This window comes from Arthrobacter sp. M2012083, from assembly GCF_000281065.1.
In the GTDB taxonomy this organism is placed as follows: Bacteria; Actinomycetota; Actinomycetes; order Actinomycetales; family Micrococcaceae; genus Arthrobacter.
In genome coordinates, this window is sequence record NZ_AKKK01000062.1 from 119,683 (window position 1) to 137,153 (window position 17,471).

The 17,471-nt window shown below is 62.8% G+C and carries 15 protein-coding genes; 9 read left to right on the plus strand and 6 right to left on the minus strand.

The window, feature by feature from the left end; genetic code table 11:
- Positions 1-173: 173 nt before the first annotated feature.
- The 4 genes from A477_RS0120115 (at position 174) to A477_RS0120130 (ending at position 5,297) form a co-directional block, all read left to right on the plus strand.
- Positions 174-1,613, plus strand: a complete 1,440-nt coding sequence (locus A477_RS0120115) for an MFS transporter (RefSeq protein ID WP_017200651.1) — start codon at positions 174-176, stop codon at positions 1,611-1,613.
- On the plus strand, positions 1,603-2,301 hold the full coding sequence (locus tag A477_RS0120120) for an aspartate/glutamate racemase family protein (RefSeq protein ID WP_017200652.1): 699 nt from the start codon (positions 1,603-1,605) through the stop codon (positions 2,299-2,301). Before A477_RS0120115 ends, A477_RS0120120 begins: the two co-directional genes overlap by 11 nt.
- Before the next feature lie 198 nt (positions 2,302-2,499).
- A complete protein-coding gene (locus tag A477_RS0120125) occupies positions 2,500-3,000 on the plus strand; it encodes a sensor histidine kinase (protein WP_017200653.1) in 501 nt (166 codons plus the stop codon).
- A gap of 107 nt (positions 3,001-3,107) precedes the next feature.
- Positions 3,108-5,297, plus strand: a complete 2,190-nt coding sequence (locus A477_RS0120130; protein WP_017200654.1) for a transglycosylase domain-containing protein — start codon at positions 3,108-3,110, stop codon at positions 5,295-5,297.
- Positions 5,298-5,570: 273 nt separating this feature from the next.
- Here A477_RS0120130 and A477_RS0120135 read toward each other — a convergent pair whose 3' ends face one another.
- Positions 5,571-6,302, minus strand: a complete 732-nt coding sequence (locus A477_RS0120135) for a glutamine amidotransferase (protein WP_026005800.1) — start codon at positions 6,300-6,302, stop codon at positions 5,571-5,573.
- 149 nt (positions 6,303-6,451) lie between these two features.
- Here A477_RS0120135 and A477_RS0120140 point away from each other — a divergent pair, with 149 nt between their 5' ends.
- Positions 6,452-7,693: an MFS transporter gene (locus tag A477_RS0120140; RefSeq protein ID WP_017200655.1), complete on the plus strand. Its 1,242-nt coding sequence runs from the start codon at positions 6,452-6,454 to the stop codon at positions 7,691-7,693.
- 173 nt (positions 7,694-7,866) lie between these two features.
- A complete protein-coding gene (locus tag A477_RS0120145) occupies positions 7,867-9,192 on the plus strand; it encodes an ammonium transporter (protein WP_026005801.1) in 1,326 nt (441 codons plus the stop codon).
- Positions 9,193-9,287: 95 nt separating this feature from the next.
- Here the strand turns inward: A477_RS0120145 and A477_RS0120150 are convergent, their stop codons facing one another.
- On the minus strand, positions 9,288-9,884 hold the full coding sequence (locus A477_RS0120150; protein WP_017200657.1) for a DnaJ family domain-containing protein: 597 nt from the start codon (positions 9,882-9,884) through the stop codon (positions 9,288-9,290).
- 250 nt (positions 9,885-10,134) lie between these two features.
- A complete protein-coding gene (locus tag A477_RS0120155; protein WP_017200658.1) occupies positions 10,135-12,408 on the minus strand; it encodes a SulP family inorganic anion transporter in 2,274 nt (757 codons plus the stop codon).
- Positions 12,409-12,609: 201 nt separating this feature from the next.
- Here A477_RS0120155 and A477_RS0120160 point away from each other — a divergent pair, with 201 nt between their 5' ends.
- Genes A477_RS0120160 through A477_RS0120170 form a run of 3 tightly spaced genes read left to right on the plus strand, consistent with a single transcriptional unit; the run spans position 12,610 to position 15,802 of the window.
- Positions 12,610-13,683, plus strand: coding sequence for an acyl-CoA dehydrogenase family protein (locus A477_RS0120160; RefSeq protein ID WP_017200659.1), 1,074 nt, complete (start codon positions 12,610-12,612; stop codon positions 13,681-13,683).
- On the plus strand, positions 13,677-15,041 hold the full coding sequence (locus A477_RS0120165) for a bifunctional PIG-L family deacetylase/class I SAM-dependent methyltransferase (protein WP_017200660.1): 1,365 nt from the start codon (positions 13,677-13,679) through the stop codon (positions 15,039-15,041). Before A477_RS0120160 ends, A477_RS0120165 begins: the two co-directional genes overlap by 7 nt.
- 2 nt (positions 15,042-15,043) lie before the next feature.
- Complete coding sequence (locus tag A477_RS0120170) at positions 15,044-15,802, plus strand: glycosyltransferase family 2 protein (RefSeq protein WP_017200661.1); 759 nt, start codon at positions 15,044-15,046, stop codon at positions 15,800-15,802.
- On the opposite strand, the gene A477_RS0120175 is transcribed toward A477_RS0120170, so the two are convergent.
- The 3 genes from A477_RS0120175 to A477_RS0120185 all read right to left on the minus strand — a co-directional run bounded on the left by A477_RS0120175 (position 15,799) and on the right by A477_RS0120185 (position 17,335).
- On the minus strand, positions 15,799-16,377 hold the full coding sequence (locus tag A477_RS0120175; protein ID WP_017200662.1) for an adenylate kinase: 579 nt from the start codon (positions 16,375-16,377) through the stop codon (positions 15,799-15,801). The genes A477_RS0120170 and A477_RS0120175 overlap by 4 nt on opposite strands.
- A gap of 101 nt (positions 16,378-16,478) precedes the next feature.
- Positions 16,479-16,976: an SRPBCC family protein gene (locus A477_RS0120180; RefSeq protein WP_017200663.1), complete on the minus strand. Its 498-nt coding sequence runs from the start codon at positions 16,974-16,976 to the stop codon at positions 16,479-16,481.
- Positions 16,973-17,335 carry an ArsR/SmtB family transcription factor gene (locus A477_RS0120185; RefSeq protein WP_017200664.1) on the minus strand — a complete coding sequence of 121 codons (363 nt, stop codon included), beginning with the start codon at positions 17,333-17,335 and terminating at the stop codon, positions 16,973-16,975. The genes A477_RS0120180 and A477_RS0120185 overlap by 4 nt, the downstream gene beginning before the upstream one ends.
- Positions 17,336-17,471 lie beyond the last annotated feature (136 nt).

The window sequence follows — 17,471 nt, forward strand, 5'->3', positions numbered from 1 at the left end:
ACCCCACCCCTCGATGAACTTCCGGTCACATTCTGTTTACACGCCAACCATGGCCTTTTGGTATCCCAAAGTGTAATCTCCATCACATTCCCTCATGTGATATTCGCATTCCGCATGACGGAACATTCACGTGGCAATGAATGAACCCTTCAGAGCTCAGATAGGAGCGCACTGTGGAAAAAGACCTTGCCCAGGAGGCTGCAACACCGCGGACCGGATCCCTGGCCAAACAAATCGAAGGCGCGTATCAACGGATAGGGGTGACAGGCGCACATCGCCAAATTGTCTTCATGATCCTGCTGGGCGTCTTCTTCGACGCCCTCGAACAAAATGCCGTAGGCATCACCGGACCCATCCTCCGCCAGTCGTGGGGATTGGGCGCCACCGAAATCGGCTTGCTGAACACAATGACGTTTACGGCAACCGCACTTGGACGGCTCGCGACGGGCCTCATCGTCGATAAATACGGCCGGCGGCACATGCTGGTCATCAACCTCATCATCTTCGCCGGTGGTTCATTGCTCTGCGCCGTTGCTCCGAACTATCCCATTTTGGCCGCAGGCCGCTTCATTGTCGGTTTCGGGCTCGGTGGTGAAATAGCCGTTGCCGTGATCATGATGGCGGAGTTCTTCGCCGCCAAACACCGCGGCACCGCAGTGGGACTGATCAACGTCACCGCGGCGGGTCTGGGCAACATGCTGGCACCGGCCTTCGGCATCCTCGTCTTCACGCTCTTCGACGGCCCGGACAAGTGGCGCTGGGTTTTCGGCCTGCTGTTCATCCCCGCCCTGCTGGTGATGTTCTTCAGAAGGTACGTCCCGGAAACGCCGCGCTTCCTGGCTTCCCAAGGCAAAATCGATGAGGCAAACCTAGTCATCACCCGCCTTGCCCGCAACAAGCTCTCCGGCCCCATTAAGGATCCGGAAACATACATCACAGCAGTACCCGATCCTGTGGTGGTGAAATCGTCCGGGCACTGGAAGGATGCCCTCCGCGGCAAGCTCCTCAAGCGTACGGTGCTGCTGTGCGTTGCCGTTTGCATGTCCTACGCCGCCCAGATTTCCATGCTGACGCTGATGCCCACCATCCTGGTGTCCCGCGGTTATGCCGTGAACACGAGCCTCTGGTTCACGCTGATCATGCAGTCCGGTTCATTGCTTGGTGCCTGCACAGCCGCCTACCTCGCCAGCCGATTGCCCCGGAAGAAAGTGCTCACAGCGGCCGCAATTCTTGGCTGCTTGTCCGGGCTGTCAATGGCCTTCCTTGCCACCGACATCGTCCTCGTGGTGATCTTCGGAGTCCTCTTCAACTTCTCGGTGATCATCCTGAACACCACCATCTGGCTGTTTGCTCCGGAGCTCTACCCCACGCGCACCCGTGGTTTCGGTACGTCCATCATTCTGGCAGCGGGTTCTTTGTCCGGAGGCCTGTTCCCGCTCATCTCCGGGGCCGTGTTCGACTCCGCCGGGTTGCCGGGTATGTTCACCACGCTGGCAGTGCTGTTCGTCATCCTGGCGATCGTGGTCCAATTCCCGCCCGAGACCTTCAACAAGCCCCTGGAAGAGGACGCTGAACCGGGCGATGACGAGGAAGCTGCGATCTATGGACACTAGCGTTCCCAGCCCCGACACAGTCCTTCTGGTCAATCCGAACACCAACGGCAACACCACAACCATGATGGTGGACCTGGCTGAGGAAAGCCTGGCGCCGCATGGTCTCCGGATTGTGGGCATTACCGCAGCCGCCGGGCCTTCCATGATCGTGGATCCGGTCTCCTTGTCCGAGTCTGAGGCGCACGTCCGCAATGCTGTGCGCAGCTACCTTTCCGGGCCCGACGGCGGACGGGTGGCCGCTGTGATCGTTGCAGCGATTGGTGATCCGGGGCGGGCACAGTTGGACGACGAACTCGACATCCCGGTGATCGGCATAGGACAAGGCTCCGTTTACGCCGCGGCACAGAACTCCCACGGCGGGCTCCGTCACTTCGGCATGGCAACAAGCACGCCATTGTTGGCGGACGCCCTGGGCAAGCTGGTGGCGGACCATGGGTTCCAGGAGCAGTTCACCGGTGTCCGCCTGACGCTGTCAGAACCCTTGGTCTTGGCGGCAGACCCTGAACGTCAGTTCCAGGAGTTGGCGCAGGCCGTCACGACAGCCACGGAGTCTGACAAGGCTGAGGCAGTCATCATCGCCGGCGGCCCACTCAGCGCCACCGCCCGACGGCTGGCGGAGGCAACCGCCGTCGACATCATCCAACCGATCCCCAGCGCCTGCCAGCTGGTGCTCACGGCCCTGTCTTAAACGGCAAAAGCAGCGCCCGACGACGGCACCCACGTGCCGTCGTCGGGCGCTTTAAAGAACCATGCAGGGGGCCCGCAAGCCTCCCCAACAAACTTGATGCGAACTTGAGCCAATCGAAAAGCTTCCTTGATATAGCAGCGCCACGCTGGAAGCAGACGAAGCACCAATACACAGGGGTTTCGGCAACGAATTTCCGGTATGAAACACAACGATGTGGGGGAAGCAATGGAACAGGCATCAGCACTAACCGAGGTGGTCTCCGTCAAGGGCATCATCCAGGACCAGCACCCCGTGGATTTCTATGCGCTGGGCGTCGCAGGATGCATCGACCGGCTGGCAGCACCGCTCCGGCGTGCAGGCGTCACGGTGCACTGGCACACTCCCCATCACGGCATCGAGATCTCCTCCTCAGCCGCCGCCCTCCTGTATCACGTGGCGCAAGAGACCTTCAGTAACACCCTCAACTACGCGAACGCCAGCCAGCTCACCGTCCGGCTCAACGCCGTTTACCACGGCATCCAAATCACCATCACGGACGATGGCACCGGTTTCGAGATTCACGCGGCTCCCAGTGGCCGGCGGCACGGTTTCGGATTGCTGCTGATGTCCATTGCAGTGCACGACGCCGGCGGGACAGTAGACATCGATTCTGCGGTTGGGCGGGGCACCACGGTGAGGGTTACGCTGCCGCTGGATTGAGTCCGATTTGGGACCATAATAGGGCGCCAAACCCATAGCCCCACAGCGTTGGCGGACGTATTCTGAAGCTACTTTTCAGCCTGACATCCCTAGGGAGTGGCACGAAAATGAAGCGGAACGATGGTCCAAGGATAGGACTGGGCAAGGTCCTCTTGAGGGTCTTCGGGTTCTTCTTCGTGAGCATTCTCTGCGGGGTGCTGATCACAGGATTCCTGGCCCCCGTGGTTGCCTTCACCAGCACCACCGTGGGCGGGTCCGTTGGGTTTTATCAAAGCCTGCCAGCCGAACTCGACGTCGATTCTCCCTCGCTTTCCAGCACAGTGGTCTCTGCAGACGGGCAACTCATAGCCACCTTCTTCGCCGAGAACCGGGTGAAGGTCCCCTTGGAGGAGATGTCGCCGTTCATTCGTGAGGCGATCATCGCGATCGAGGACAGCCGCTTCTACGAGCATGCGGGGGTGGACGCCCAAGGCATCATGCGGGCGCTGAGCTCCAACTTGACCCAAGGCACCCGGCAAGGCGCTTCCACGCTGACCCAGCAGTATGTCACCAACGTCCTCAACGAATCCCGCTTGTCCGAGGGGCGGCCGGAGGACGTGGTGCTCAGCGGCCAGAAGACCGTGGGCGACAAGTTGCGCGAGATCAAGCTTGCCCTTGAACTGGAGAAGCGTTTCAGCAAGGACCAGATCCTTGAGGGCTACCTGAACATCGTGTTCTTCAACCGGAACGCCTACGGCATCGAGGCCGCATCCCGCTACTTCTTTAGCACCTCCGCCATGGATCTGACGCTGCCGCAAGCAGCCCTCCTGGCCGGTTTGGTCAATGGCCCCAGCATTTACGACCCCATTGCCGATCCCCAGGCTGCACTCGACCGCCGCAACCTGGTGTTGGACCGGATGCTGGAACAGCGCAAGATCACGGCTGTGGACCACGGCGTAGCGGTGGCCACACCTATCGAACTGGACATCACTCCTTCCCTTCAAGGGTGTGCGGGCACGTCGTTCGCCACCTACTTCTGCGACTACGTTTCGCACCTGATCCTGAACAACGAAGCTTACGGGGCAAGCGTCGAGGATCGTGAGCGTCTCCTGTACCGGGGTGGCCTGACCATCACCACCACCTTGGACAGCCGGCTCCAAAACGTAGCGCAGCAACAAGTGGATGCTTCCGCCGGCGCCAACCCGGACAAGTGGGGCGCGGCGATGACCACAGTCCAGCCGGGCACGGGAAAAATCCTGGCGATGGCTCAAAACACGGTGTTCGTACCCCAGGATGGGAAGTACGACACCCAGCTGAACTTCAATGTGGATGCCAAAGACAAGAACGGCTACGACCTCAATGGTGCGGGCGGCTTCCAACCCGGTTCAACCATGAAACCGTTCATCTACGCCGAGTGGCTCAATGAGGGCAAGCACCCCACCGCCGTGGTGGATGCTTCCCGAAGGGTATACCCGGTTGGTTTCCCATGGCGTTCGAGCTGCGGCAAGGTCCTTGGTGGTTACAGCACCGCCCAAAAAGCCCAGAACCTGGGGGCCGACGACGATCTGCAGAATAACGACGACGGCTACTACCGGCCGATGCCCATCAATTACGGTCTCTACAACTCCATAAACACCGCTACCTTCGCCACCGCCGCCCAGCTGGACTTCTGCGGGATCCAGAAGATGGTGGACGCCGTTGGCCTGCACAGCGGCTTGGACAATGCGCCCGTCAACATGCACCAGATCGGCAACCTCCTCGGCTCCATCGGCGTGGCCCCACTGGTCCTGGCGAGCGCCTACGCCACGTTTGCCAATGACGGCACATATTGCGAACCCATCGCGATCACCCAGGTCAGCGATTTCCAGGGAAGGGAGTACGAAGCCCAAACACCGGAATGCCGGGAAGCCGTAAAACCGGCCGTGGCGCGAGGTGTGAACGCGGTCCTGCAGGATGTGATGAAAGTGGGTTCCGGCGTCTGGATTGAACCCAAGGTCCACACCAAGGTCCCAGTTGCCGCCAAGACAGGCACGTCCAACAACAACGGCGCCACATGGGTGGCCGGCTACACCACGGCCCTGGCTACGGCGTCGTTCTTTGGAGATACGACGGCGGGACAACAGCGGGCGGGGCAGAACATCACCATCAACGGCAAGTTCTACAAATCCTTGGACGGGTACATGATCGCCGGGCCGCAATGGGCCAACTACATGGTGGAAGCCGTGGCTCTTTACCCGAGCGGGCCGTTCGTGGCACCGGCTCCGCCCCCGTCTCCTGCGCCTACGGTGCCGGCGACTCCGACGTTAACGGGTCGCTGACGTTCCCTTGCGAGGCCCGGTCTACACGCTATTCCCCCACCAAAGCCCGCAAAGCAGGCCCCACAACAAACCACCCCACCTTGCGAGGCCCGGTCTACACGCCATTCCCCCACCAAAGCCTGCAAAGCAGGCCCCACAACAAACCACCCCACCTTGCGAGGCCCGGTCTACACGCCATTCCCCCACAGGGCCCACGCCGCCCGGGTTCCCTGACTGAGCTTGCGAAGTGAGGGAGGCGGTGGGGATGCAAAGCAGGCCCCACAACTCAAGGGGCTAGCGGGCGTAGCGCTCCGTGAAGTTCCTGAGCACCCGCATCGGTTCGGTCACGAATGACTGACTGGCCGTCTCGATGAGTTCATCGGCTGCGTGGGGCGGGAAGTAGCCGGCGTTCTTGTAGATGTTGATGCGGGTGATGAGGCCGTCGGCGTCCAGTTCAGGGTGGAACTGCGTGGCGTATAGGTTGTTCTTGATCCGGAACATGTGCACCGGGCACGCTTCTGAACTGGCCAACAGCACAGCGTGTTCGGGAAGTTTGCTGCATGCTTCCTTGTGTCCAACGAACGCATCGAAGGTGCGCGGGACACCGCGGAGCATGGGATCGCGTTCTCCGTCTGCGGTCAGCGTGATCCGGGTTGCCCCCACCGCTTCCCCAAAACGGCGATCGATGACGGCGCCCTGGTGCACGCCCAGTGTGCCGACGCCGTAGCAGGCGCCCAGGAATGGGAAGTCCTCGGCCACGATCCTATCCAGCAGCGATGAGAGTTCCGTCTCAACCCGGATCTGGGCTGCGCTCTTTTCCTCCACAGGATCGCTGGAGGTGTAAGGGCTGCCACCGACGATCACGCCGGAATAATCGGACAGCTCAAGGGACGGCAAAGGCGCGGATTCCAGCCGGATGCGGACCAGTTCCTCCGGTTTCAGGCCGCAGTATCGGAGGTACGCCTGGTACTCATCATCGGCGGCGGCATCTTCGGCGCGCGTGGCCAGCAATAGGAAGGGCTTCACAGGCCCAGTCTGCGCGAGGAATGGCTGACGGACAAAGTGTGTTGCTAGCGGGAGGGGGTTTCTGACAGAGACTCCCTCGCATTGCCGTGGCTGCATAACGTTGTAGGGGTCCCTACGAAACCCCGGACTCATCCCAGAGGAGCAAATCTTTGAAGCAGGACCCCGTGGTCGTCGGAACGCCATCACCCGAGGCGTCGCGTGCTGAAACGCAGCAACCGAAGAAGATCCCGTGGGGCGGACTCTTGGTGCTCGCAGCCGCCGGTTTCACCGCAGTAACCACCGAACTCCTGCCTTCGGGCCTGCTCCCCCAGATCAGCAGGGACCTCGGGGTGGACGAATCGGCTGTGGGTTCTTTGACTGCGGTCTACGCGGCAATCATCGTCTTCACGGCCTTACCGCTCTCCCGGTTCCTTGCCGGACGGGTTCCACGCAAAACCCTGCTGATCGCCACTGTTCTGGCGTTTGCCCTCAGCAACGTGCTCCTGGCGCTCAGCCCCACGCTGGGTTGGGCGATCGGGGCCCGACTCCTTGGCGGCATCGCGCACGGAATGTTGTGGTCCAGCATGGCACCGTACGTTGCACGCATCGTTCCCGCACATTCCGTGGGCAGGGCCATGGCTGTTGTGTTCAGCGGTAACAGCATCGCGTTGGCCGTCGGCGCTCCCCTTGGAACGTTGATGGGTTCACTCATGACGTGGCGGGCGTCGTTCATGGTCCTTGCCGGGGTGGGTGCGCTGCTGGCAGCTCTGGCGTTTTGGCTTCTGCCGGGCGCGCATGACCAGGCCAGCCAAAAGACTCCGTCCCTTCGGGCAGCCATGAAACTGCCGGGCGTTGTTGCCATCGCCATCGCTTGGCCGCTGTTGTTGCTGGCCCATTTCACTCTGTTCACCTACGTGGCCCCGTTCTTACTCGCCTCCGGTCTGCCGGAATCTGCCACGAGCATCTCCCTGTCCGTGGTGGGAATCGCCAGCCTGGTGGGTATCTGGATAGCCGGCATGACGGCTGACTCCCGCCCACGCACCTCGGTGATTGCCGCCGTCGGACTCTTGACCCTTGCGTTCGCCCTGCTGCCTGCGCTGGGTGGCACCTGGGTGGGGGCGTTCGGGCTGATGACGCTGTGGGGTATCGCGTTCGGCGCGGTAGGCATCTACAACCAGGCTGCGATTCTCCGTGCAGGCGGCGAGCACAAGGACGCTGCCAACGGGCTCACCGTGGTGACCATCCAACTGGGTATCGCCGTCGGGGCTGTCTACGGAGCCTTCGCCCTCACCACAGTAGGTGCCCAACTGGTGCCTCTGGCAGCGGCCCTGCCCACAGCGATCGCCTTGGGGATCATCATCGCGAGCCGTCGCGGGGGCTATCCCGCCGGGCCGCGTGAGAACCGCCGTTAACATCCCCGAAACATGGCAGTGACCTGATCTTCACGAACCAAGGATTTCTGTAACTTACCTGCAACTTAGCTCTTCTGAGTCGGAAACATAGCTCACCGAATATTGATCGGGGGGTTGGCGTGGGCCGGAACAACGGCCCCGTTTCGGACAGGCTCAATGAGAAGGGAACGCAGGTGGAGATCTCTGCGCAACACGTCTGGATGATGTTGTCGGCGGCAATGGTGCTGTTCATGACCCCCGGCCTCGGCCTCTTCTACGGCGGCATGACCCGAGCCAAAGCTGCGCTCAACATGATCATGATGAGCTTCATCTCGGCGGGCATCGTTGGCATGGTGTGGGTCCTGTGGGGCTACTCGATGACCACCGGCGACGGATTCCTCGGCCTGTTCGGCAACCCCTTCGCGCACTTTGGCCTGCAGGACCTGATCGGGTCGCCCGATCTCATCAAGGCCGGCTTCGCCGCCACTTTCGCCATCATCACCGTTGCCCTGATCAGCGGAGCAATTGCCGACCGCGCCAAGTTCGGTGCCTGGGCACTGTTCGTACCGATCTGGATCACCGTGGTCTACTGCCCGCTGGCCTACATGATCTGGGGCGGTGGCCTCATGAGCGCCGGTGGTGCCGTCACCCAAATCTTCGGTCAGGTCATCGACTTCGCCGGTGGTGCTGTAGTTGAGGTCAGTTCCGGAACCGCCGCTTTCGTCCTCGCATTGATCGTGGGAAAGCGTCACGGCTTCGCCAAAGACCCCAATCACCGGCCGCATAACGTCCCGTTCATCATGATCGGCGCGGCCATTCTCTGGTTCGGCTGGTTCGGATTCAACGGCGGCGCAGCAACCACGGCCGAACAGGCTGGCCTCATCTGGATCAACACCCTGGTCACACCGGCGGCGGCAATGCTCAGCTGGCTCGTGGTGGAGAAGATCCGTCACGGCCACCCCACATCGCTGGGTGCGGCGTCCGGCGTCGTGGCTGGACTGGTTGCCATCACGCCTTCCTGCGCCAACATCAGCCCTCTTGCCGCCCTCGGATTGGGCCTCGTTGCCGGAGCCGCCTGCGCGGTGTTCGTTGACCTGAAGTACCGGTTCGGTTTCGACGACTCCCTGGACGTTGTGGGCGTACACTTCGGCGCCGGCGTCATCGGCACACTGTCGTTGGGCTTCATCGCCTTCCCCACTGAGGGCACGGCCGGCGGCCTCCTTTACGGCGGCGGCCCGCAGCAACTCATTGCCCAGACGGTGGCCGTGCTGATCACCATCGCCCTGTCCGGTTTGGGCACGCTGGTGATCGGCCGGGCCATTCACAAGACCATCGGATTCCGCGTACCCCTGGAGCACGAAGTCACCGGCGTCGACCTCACCCAGCACGCCGAGTCCGCGTACGAGTTCGGCCTCACCGCCCACGGCCATTTCCGCCAGCAGCAGGCACACCTGTCAACTCTGATTGGTCGGAAGCCAGCTGCAGCAGCGCCCGAGGCGAAAGAGGACAGCTTCGCCTAAGGGACCATGCACAGAACAGCAGCCGACGGCGGAACTTCAGTCCCGCCGTCGGCTGCTGTTTGTGCCGTCCCCACTCAAGGTAGGTAGCAGTCGGGTTAACCGGAGCCGTTCCAGAGGCGCTGCCACCACGTCCGCTTGCCCGGCGGTTCGGGTTGCGGCTCCGGAGGTCCCGCGGCTGCCCTGCGCTCCCGCCACTTTTCCACCTCGGCTTCCACCTCACGGAGCTTGGTGATCACGGGAGGGCCGCCCTGAAGTTGCCTACGCGCCTCGATCACACGTTTGTTGAAGTCCTCGAGGATGTCCCTGACCTGCTTGTCCGTGTACTGCTGGTCCAACTTGGCGTCGAGCTCCGAGTCCTCGATCCGTAGCAGAATGGCGGGCGGACCGATCCCGCTCAGCCGTTCGCGCTGGATGAGGCCCTTGACCCACCAATCGGGATCGTAGTGCTCCCCCAAACCGGGGATTGGCTTGCCCGCATACTTCAGGTTGTCGAACTTGCCTTGGTTCATGGCGTCCCGGATGAGGTACTCAACCCGGGCCGCGTCGTCTACTTTGCGGCGTTTCTCGCGTTCTTCGGCATCCGCGGCCTCAAGCTCTGCGTCTTCCTCGGCATTTCCGCCCCAGGAACGCACCGCCCGCAGTTCCGCGCCCCGCTCGAGCTTGCGCCTGAAGGCGTTGTTCTCGGCGTTCACGTTCCCGCCACCTCCTCACACGGCAGCCCTCGCCTGCCGGAAATCGTGCTTCTGGATCAAGTATTCCGCACGTTGCTGTGGTTAATCCCCGTACCCCGGGCCCGTTGTTTGAAACCGGGCGACCCCCGGGTGCCGCTGCCACCCACTTTGACATTGCGACAGCCCCGACACGCCGCGCTCCCGGGTGTGTCGGGGCTGAATGCAGCTCAAAGTGGGTGGTGGCCGAACCTGCAGCCCTGCGCTCTGGGAGCTAGGCCCGGACAGCCATGCTCGGATCCAGCTGCTCGATGCCCTCCGGCGTCACCAGGACAACCCGGGCCGTGCAGATGTCGTAGAACAATCCAGTGGCCTGCAGTTGACCGGAAGCCAGGGCGGGACCTGTCACAGGGTGCTCTTCCAATTTCCGGAGTTGAAGGGCCACGTTCACCATGCTCAATTGGTCGAGCCGGCTATACCCTTCGGCCGAAGCAGCAACCGCCACAGGGTGCCCGGCAAGCAAAGCGGAGTAACTCGGCCGCGCATGCTCCAGCCAGGTGTCGAAGCCGTCGCCCATATCGGCCGAAGCACCCTCAGCATCGGCAATGACCGCCTTCATCGCACCACAGTTCGAGTGGCCACAGACCACTATGGAGTCCACGGACAACCCCTTGACGGCGAAGGACAGTGCCGAATCGATCGAAGCATCGCTGCCGTCGTGGCACACCACGTTGCCGATGTTCCGGAGCGTGAGGAGGTCGCCTGGTCCACTGCTGGTGATCAGGTTCGGGTTCACCCGCGAGTCGACGCAGGCAACAAAGAGTGTGTCCGGATTCTGCCCCTCCGTGAGGTCCTGCACCAGCGGACGGACCTTGTCCGCGTGCCGCCGGTGATATTTGTCGATACCCAGGAGGATTGAGCGCAGCGGCAGCCGCCCACCGTCGTCATCCGATTTTGAACCGTCGCCGGACGGCATCCAGGAAGTACGGGGCGGCAACGGGAATTCGCGTGGGTCCTGGCGCTGCGGGGTGTTGTCCTCGGCGTCGCTGAACGCGGTGGTGCCGTGTTCTTCGAGGATCACCGAGGCGCCGGTGTTGCGCTGCTGCTTCTGCCAGGCGACCAGGGCTTCGCGAAAGGCGTGATCGAGGTAGTCGGCATTGAGTTCCACCACCACGTCCTGGCCTTCGGGCACGGAATGGAGGACGCGGTTGAGCCGGGGCAGTGCGAAGAAGCTGCACGAGCCGGCGATGGTGACGCGCCATGGCAGCGCTTCAGCAGACGGAGCATGTGCGTGGATCTGTGCACGGAGTACCCGCCAGAGCACGCAGAGGGCGGCAAGCGCGAGGCCGATGATGACGCCTTCGAGCAGGTTGAGGGCCACGACGCAGACCAAGGTGACGCTGTAGACGAGGAGGTCGCCGGTGCGGAGACTGGTCCGGATGTCGGCGACTTTGATGAGTTTCGCACCAATGACCAGCAGCAGGCCCGCGAGGACGGACAACGGAATCAATTGGATGAGGCCGGCGAAGAGCGCAGAGAACACCAAGACCCACACACCGTGCAGGACGGCCGAGGTGCGGCTCTTGGCCCCCGCTTCAACGTTGGTGGCACTGCGGACGATCACGCCCGTCACGGGAAGGCCGCCAAGCATGCCGGAAACGACGTTCGCGGAGCCTTGGCCGACGAGTTCGCGGTTGAGGTTGGTGCGCGAGCCGCCCATTTTGTCCACGGCGACAGCTGACAAAAGCGACTCGATGCTCGCGATCAGGGCAACGGTGATGACAGCCATGGCCGCGGCGCGCCAGTTTCCGTCGGGCAGGCTGGGAAGTGCGATGGCGTCGAAGATGGACCCGCTGAAGCTGATGCGCTCGACGCTTGGTGCAACGGCAACGGAGACGGCTGTCACGGCGACGACGGCGGCCAACGGTCCGGGGATTTTGCGGACCGTTGCGGGGAGGAACTTCCACGTCAGCAGGATTGCGACGACGGCCAGACCCAGCAGCGCAGAGTGGAGCTCCACATTGGTGATGGCCCCTGGAAGCGCGGCGAGGTTTTCGATAGCCGAGCCCGCGGCCTGACCGCCGAGAAGCACATGAAGTTGCTGGAGGATGATGGTAATCCCAATGCCTGCGAGCATCGCCTTGACCACCACCGGCGACACTGCCAGCGCCGCCCGGCCTATGCGGCTGACACCCATGAGCAGCTGCACGACGCCGGCAGCAGCGGTGATGGCGCACGTCACCTGCCAGCCGAACTCGTCAACCAGACCGGCAACGACGACGGTCAGTCCGGCGGCCGGGCCGCTCACCTGCAGTGGGGAGCCTCCGAGGCTCCCTGCGACGATGCCTCCGACAGCTGCGGCAATGAGGCCGGCCATCACGGGAGCACCCGAGGCCGCGGCGATGCCGAGGGAAAGCGGAAGGGCTACGAGAAAAACGACAAGCGATGCCGGGAGGTCTGCCCCGAGGTTGCTCAGGAAACCTGGCTTGGTGCCTGGCGGGCTGTGGGAGTCGGCGGGAACGGTGGCGGATTCATCTGATTGCGGCATTGGTTCTCCTGGCTCGGGACTGCTGACCCTTCCAAGCTACGGAACTTGTCACCATTAATGACAATGAGATGTGACAAGCGTGACAAAAGCTGTGAAGATGCGACTTCATGTTGGGACCAATGGGAACTTTCGCGGGGGTGGAGTGCGTTGGAGGTTCCGCAATGGCAAGACCATAAGGCTCCTTAGAATAGGCTGGGTCTCATGAGCGATCCCGTAGCCCAGCCCATCCGCATCAGTTCCGAGCCCGCGCAGCTCCAAGCCTTGGAACCCGTGCTCGAAAAAGTGCGGAGGGCAGTGGGCGACGTACCCGCGTTGCTAGCCATCGCGGAGGACATCGGACGGACGGCACCAAAGCCGGGCGAGGGGAACACCGCTAAGCTTTGGGAGCTCCTGGCCTCCGTCACATCAGTGGACATTGCTGCGGGTCGAGTGCTCGAACCGCACCTCGATGCTCTGGCGATCCTCGCCCAAGCCGACGCCGAGGGCGAACCCCAAGGGGCCTGGGGAGTCTTCGCAGCGGAAGGCCCAGGAATGAAACTCGAGGCCAAGAGCAACGCTGACGGCAACTACGTGCTCAACGGATCAAAGCCGTGGTGTTCGCTGGCCGGGCAGCTGGATTATGCCGTGATCACCGCGCACTCCGGAGATAGCACCAGGCGTGCCTTCGCCGTGGACCTGAAGGCCCCGGGAGTTACCTGCGAAACGCCTCAGTGGACCAGCCGCGGCCTGCAGGAAATCCCCAGCGGGACGGTCCACTTTGACCAGGTCGCAGCCCCGCCGGTGGGCCAAGAGGACTGGTATTTCAAGCGTCCCGGCTTCGCATGGGGTGGCATGGGCGTGGCTGCATGCTGGCTGGGTGGCGCCGTCGCCGTTGCTCGTGATTTTGCGGCTGCCCTGGCCAAAGCTGCAGGCAACGGCCGCGAACCCGACCAGATTGCGCTGGCTTCCTTAGGCGAAATCGATCGGATCATCACGTCCGCTACGGGATACCTTGCTGTTGCCGCAGAACGCATCGACTCCGGCGGGTTGGAGGGCTCAGATCCTGACGGCCCGAGCGCCTGGAGCGAAGCCCTCCGTGTGCGCGGGACTGTTGCCGCCGCCGTCGAGCGTGTTCAAATGCTGGTGTCGCAAAACCTCGGTCCCGGGCCGCTGGCTTTCAACGAGGCGTATGGAAAACGCATGGCTGACCTGTCGCTGTACATCAGGCAGCATCACGCCATGCGGGACGATGCCCAACTGGGTGCACTGGCTCTGAAAGGGGACCGCGGATGGTAGCTTTCTCGCACACGGACACCGGCACGTCGGAGTCGGAATGGGCGGCCAGCGGAGTTGCAGCCCTGCCGGAACTGCCGCTTGACCAGACCGAACTTGCGGCCACAGCCTTTGTGGTGCTGGCCGCGCACCCTGACGACGAAACCCTGGGTGCCGGCGGCTTCCTGGCCAAACTTCATGCCGCCGGAGCGGCAGTGGAGGTTCTGCTGTGCACTGCCGGGGAAGCGTCGCACCCGTACTCGCAAACCACGACGCCGGAACAGCTTGCCGCTGTCAGGCTCAGAGAGTTCGGAACGGCAGTGTCCGGGCTGGCTCCCAACGCCACGTGGCGCTTCTTGGAGCTCCCGGACGGGAAACTGGCGGCCAGCAGGGAGAGCATTGCTGAGGCCATACAGGCAACGATTGCCGAGATCGGGCGGCCCGACGAGGAAGTGACAATCGTGGCCCCCTACCGCCACGACGGGCACACGGACCATGACACTCTTGGCGCCGTCGCCGCGGAGGTCGCGATGCAGGGCGGCCACGGTCTCTTGGAATACCCCATCTGGTACTGGTTATGGGCCGGTCCGGAAGACGCGACGTGGGAGTCGTGGGTACGGGTGCCGCTTAGCCCGGAGCAGCAACGGGCCAAGACGAAGGCCATGGGCGCCCACGCCTCGCAAACGGAGCCGCTTTCCGATCAGCCCGGTGATGAGACACTCCTTTCGGACACTTTCCTGGAACACTTCGCCAGGCCATGGGAAACCTTCGCTTGGCATCCTTCCAAGGCCGGCACCAACAGCGCCGCGGACGCGGAGCGCATCTTTGATGAGGTTCATGCCGGAGCAGATGACCCTTGGAGCTACACCACCAGCTGGTACGAGCGACGCAAGCGAGCGCTGACGCTTGCAGCCCTCCCGGAGGAATCGTATGCATCCGGCCTGGAACTGGGTTGCTCCATCGGCACCCTCAGTGAGGAGCTCGCGCAGCGCTGCCAGCGGTTCCTGGGAGTTGACGCCAGCAGCGCAGCACTCGCCCAGGCAGCTGAGCGGCTTTCACGAATTCCGGGTGCGCATACCCGGCACCTGACCATGCCCGGCGAGTGGCCTGAGGGAACATTTGATCTGGTGGTGTTGTCCGAGACGGGCTACTACCTCTCACCGGATGAGCTCGGCGAATTACTGGCTCGGATTGAAGCGTCCACCCGGCCCGGCGGCACGTTGCTCCTGTGCCATTGGCGGCACCCCATCTCCGGCTGGCAGCTGGATGCCGACGGCGTCCATGCGATGGCCCGCAGCCAACTCGGCTGGCCAACGCACGGACTCTACCGCGAGAAGGACTTCATGCTGGAGGTTTTTCTTGCCCCGGACGGGACGCCATAGCCATGCCTGGACAGCGGGAGATCAAGAGCGTGGCGGTAGTGATGCCCGCCCACAACGAGGACCAGCACATCGGCAAAGCCCTGCTCGCGCTGAAGGCTGCAGCGGACGTGCTGCAGCGGGACTACCGGGACATGGCAGTCAAGATCGTGGTGGTTCTGGACCATTGCACCGACAACTCGGCTGAGATCACCGCCGCGCATGTTGCCGGCGACGCGCGCTTCAGCGTGGTGGACGTGGAGCTGCGGAGCACGGGTGCCTGCCGTGACCTGGGTTTCCGCACCGCACTGGAATGCCTTGATGTTGACGGGACCGCGAGTATCTGGCTTGCCACCACCGATGCCGATTCGGCCGTCCCGCCACATTGGCTGACACGGCAAGTGGAACTGGCCATTATGGGAGCGGACGCCATCCTTGGATCCGTGGAGCCCGACCCGGCGGACATGGACCCGGCCATTCATCGACGATGGCTGGAACTCCACCCCTTCCGGGAGGACCACCAGCACATCTACGGTGCCAACCTGGGCATCCGCGCTTCGGCCTATCTCAGTGCGGGCGGCTTCCCTGGGCTCCGCGCCCACGAGGACCGCGTCCTGGTGGAACGGCTCCGCCGCCACGGTTTCGCAGTCACCGCCACGGACACTATCCGTGTTGTGACCTCGGGCCGGACATATGCCCGCGCGCCGGAAGGATTCGCCGCGTATCTTCGCTCCCTCGCAGCGGAGCTTCCGACTGCCGGGCTTCCGACCGCGGCCAGCGGCTAGCCTTTCAGCGCCCCCTCCAACGCGGCAATCGCTGCCTTCGTAATGGTTTCCCGTTGCCCTGATCCATCAAGGGTGAGCAGAATCCCGCGGTGCGAGTACGCCGTCAGCACTGGTTGCGTCTCGTCCCGGTACAGTGCCAGACGGCGTTTAATCACGGGCTCCGTGTCGTCGGCGCGCCCCTCTTCCTGCGCTCGGAGCAGCATCCGTGCAATGAGTTCATCGTCGGAACCCGTTAGCTCGAGGACCACTTCAAGGGCCTGCTGCCGATCAGCGAGTATCTCGTCCAGCGCACCAATCTGGATGACGGTCCTGGGATAGCCGTCCAGGAGGAAACCGGCCGCGGCATCGGCTTCTTCAAGCCGCGCCCTGAGCATTGCCGTGGTGACGTGGTCCGGCACAAACTCGCCGCGATCCATATATCCGCTGGCTTCAGCACCCAACTCTGTCTTGTCGCGGACGTGGGCGCGGAACAGCTCACCCGTAGAAATGGCAGGGATCCCAAAATGCCGCGCGATGTGCTCCGCCTGCGTGCCTTTGCCGGATCCCGGAGGGCCCATGATGATCAATCGCGCCATGACACTGGTCCGTTTCGAGAGGCAGCCGGGACTTAACCATACGCCGACGACGGCGGGAGGCACCCGCCGTCGTCGTCATCTTTTTGCTGGTGGTCCAGCCGTCAGGCGTTGGCGGTTTCCGTCAGGAGGCCATCAATCTGTTCAATGGCTTCCCGCAGTCCCTCCTCCATGCCCATCTCGGCCATCTTCTGCATCTGCTCCTCGGACTCGAAGGTGGACGTGATGGTCATTCGAGTGCGATTGTCCAAGGGTTCGAGCTTTACGGTGGCGTGAGTGATACCGAGTTCATCCACGGGCGCTCCCTGCTCGTCCGCGAAGCCGTCGTCGAACTCAAGGTGGTCCGGGGCGTTGATGGCGGTGAACTTCCACCAGCCCCGCGCTTTGGTTCCATCCGGCCCCGTCATGTAATAGGCGGCCTTGCCACCAACAGTGAACTCATGCGTCTCAAAAGTGGCCGGCCATGTGGGCGGCCCCCACCAACGCTCAAGCTGCCGGGGGTCTTCCCAGATCCTCCAAACGCGCTTCACGTCGGCAGTGAATTCGGTAACAATGCTGAAGCTCAGGGCCTCAACATCCTTGTTTACGCTGACGACTGTCATGGCAGATCCCTTTCATCATCTTCGGCGAGTATGTCCGCGATCCGGCCGGCGCGTTGCCGCCAGATCATTTCAAGTTGATCCAGCAGATGGCGGGCTTTCTGTAATCCTTCATGGTTCCCCCGCACGATCTGCTCCCTCCCACGCTTTTCCTTGGTGACCAGGGAGGCCCGTTCCAAGACCGCGACATGTTTCTGCACGGCCGCGAAACTCATGGCGTAGAGCGCGGTGAGCCCGGAGACCGAGTACTCCCCCGCAGTCACCCGGGCCACGATGTCCCTGCGCGTAGCATCCGCCAACGCGTGGAACAGGCGGTCGGTTTCGGCGTCCGAGGGTTTTGTCTTGAGCTGATCTACAACCATTTGGTTGTACGATATCGCTGCTCGTCGAGCCAGTCAAGAGGCTAGGTGGGCGAGATCGCCGGATCGCTGCGAGTTCGCCGGAAGGCTCCCCGCGATCTGACACGATTCCCGCGACGTCGCCTCCAAGCACACGCCG

What these genes read in the sequence shown, in the direction of transcription:
- A477_RS0120120 (WP_017200652.1), top strand. Translation starts at nt 1,603, where the DNA reads ATGGACACTAGCGTTCCCAGCCCCGACACAGTCCTTCTGGTCAATCCG.
- A477_RS0120125 (WP_017200653.1), top strand. Translation starts at nt 2,500, where the DNA reads ATGAAACACAACGATGTGGGGGAAGCAATGGAACAGGCATCAGCACTA.
- A477_RS0120130 (WP_017200654.1), top strand. Translation starts at nt 3,108, where the DNA reads ATGAAGCGGAACGATGGTCCAAGGATAGGACTGGGCAAGGTCCTCTTG.
- A477_RS0120155 (WP_017200658.1), bottom strand. Translation starts at nt 12,408, where the DNA reads ATGCCGCAATCAGATGAATCCGCCACCGTTCCCGCCGACTCCCACAGC.
- A477_RS0120160 (WP_017200659.1), top strand. Translation starts at nt 12,610, where the DNA reads ATGAGCGATCCCGTAGCCCAGCCCATCCGCATCAGTTCCGAGCCCGCG.
- A477_RS0120165 (WP_017200660.1), top strand. Translation starts at nt 13,677, where the DNA reads ATGGTAGCTTTCTCGCACACGGACACCGGCACGTCGGAGTCGGAATGG.
- A477_RS0120170 (WP_017200661.1), top strand. Translation starts at nt 15,044, where the DNA reads ATGCCTGGACAGCGGGAGATCAAGAGCGTGGCGGTAGTGATGCCCGCC.
- A477_RS0120175 (WP_017200662.1), bottom strand. Translation starts at nt 16,377, where the DNA reads ATGGCGCGATTGATCATCATGGGCCCTCCGGGATCCGGCAAAGGCACG.
- A477_RS0120180 (WP_017200663.1), bottom strand. Translation starts at nt 16,976, where the DNA reads ATGACAGTCGTCAGCGTAAACAAGGATGTTGAGGCCCTGAGCTTCAGC.
- A477_RS0120185 (WP_017200664.1), bottom strand. Translation starts at nt 17,335, where the DNA reads ATGGTTGTAGATCAGCTCAAGACAAAACCCTCGGACGCCGAAACCGAC.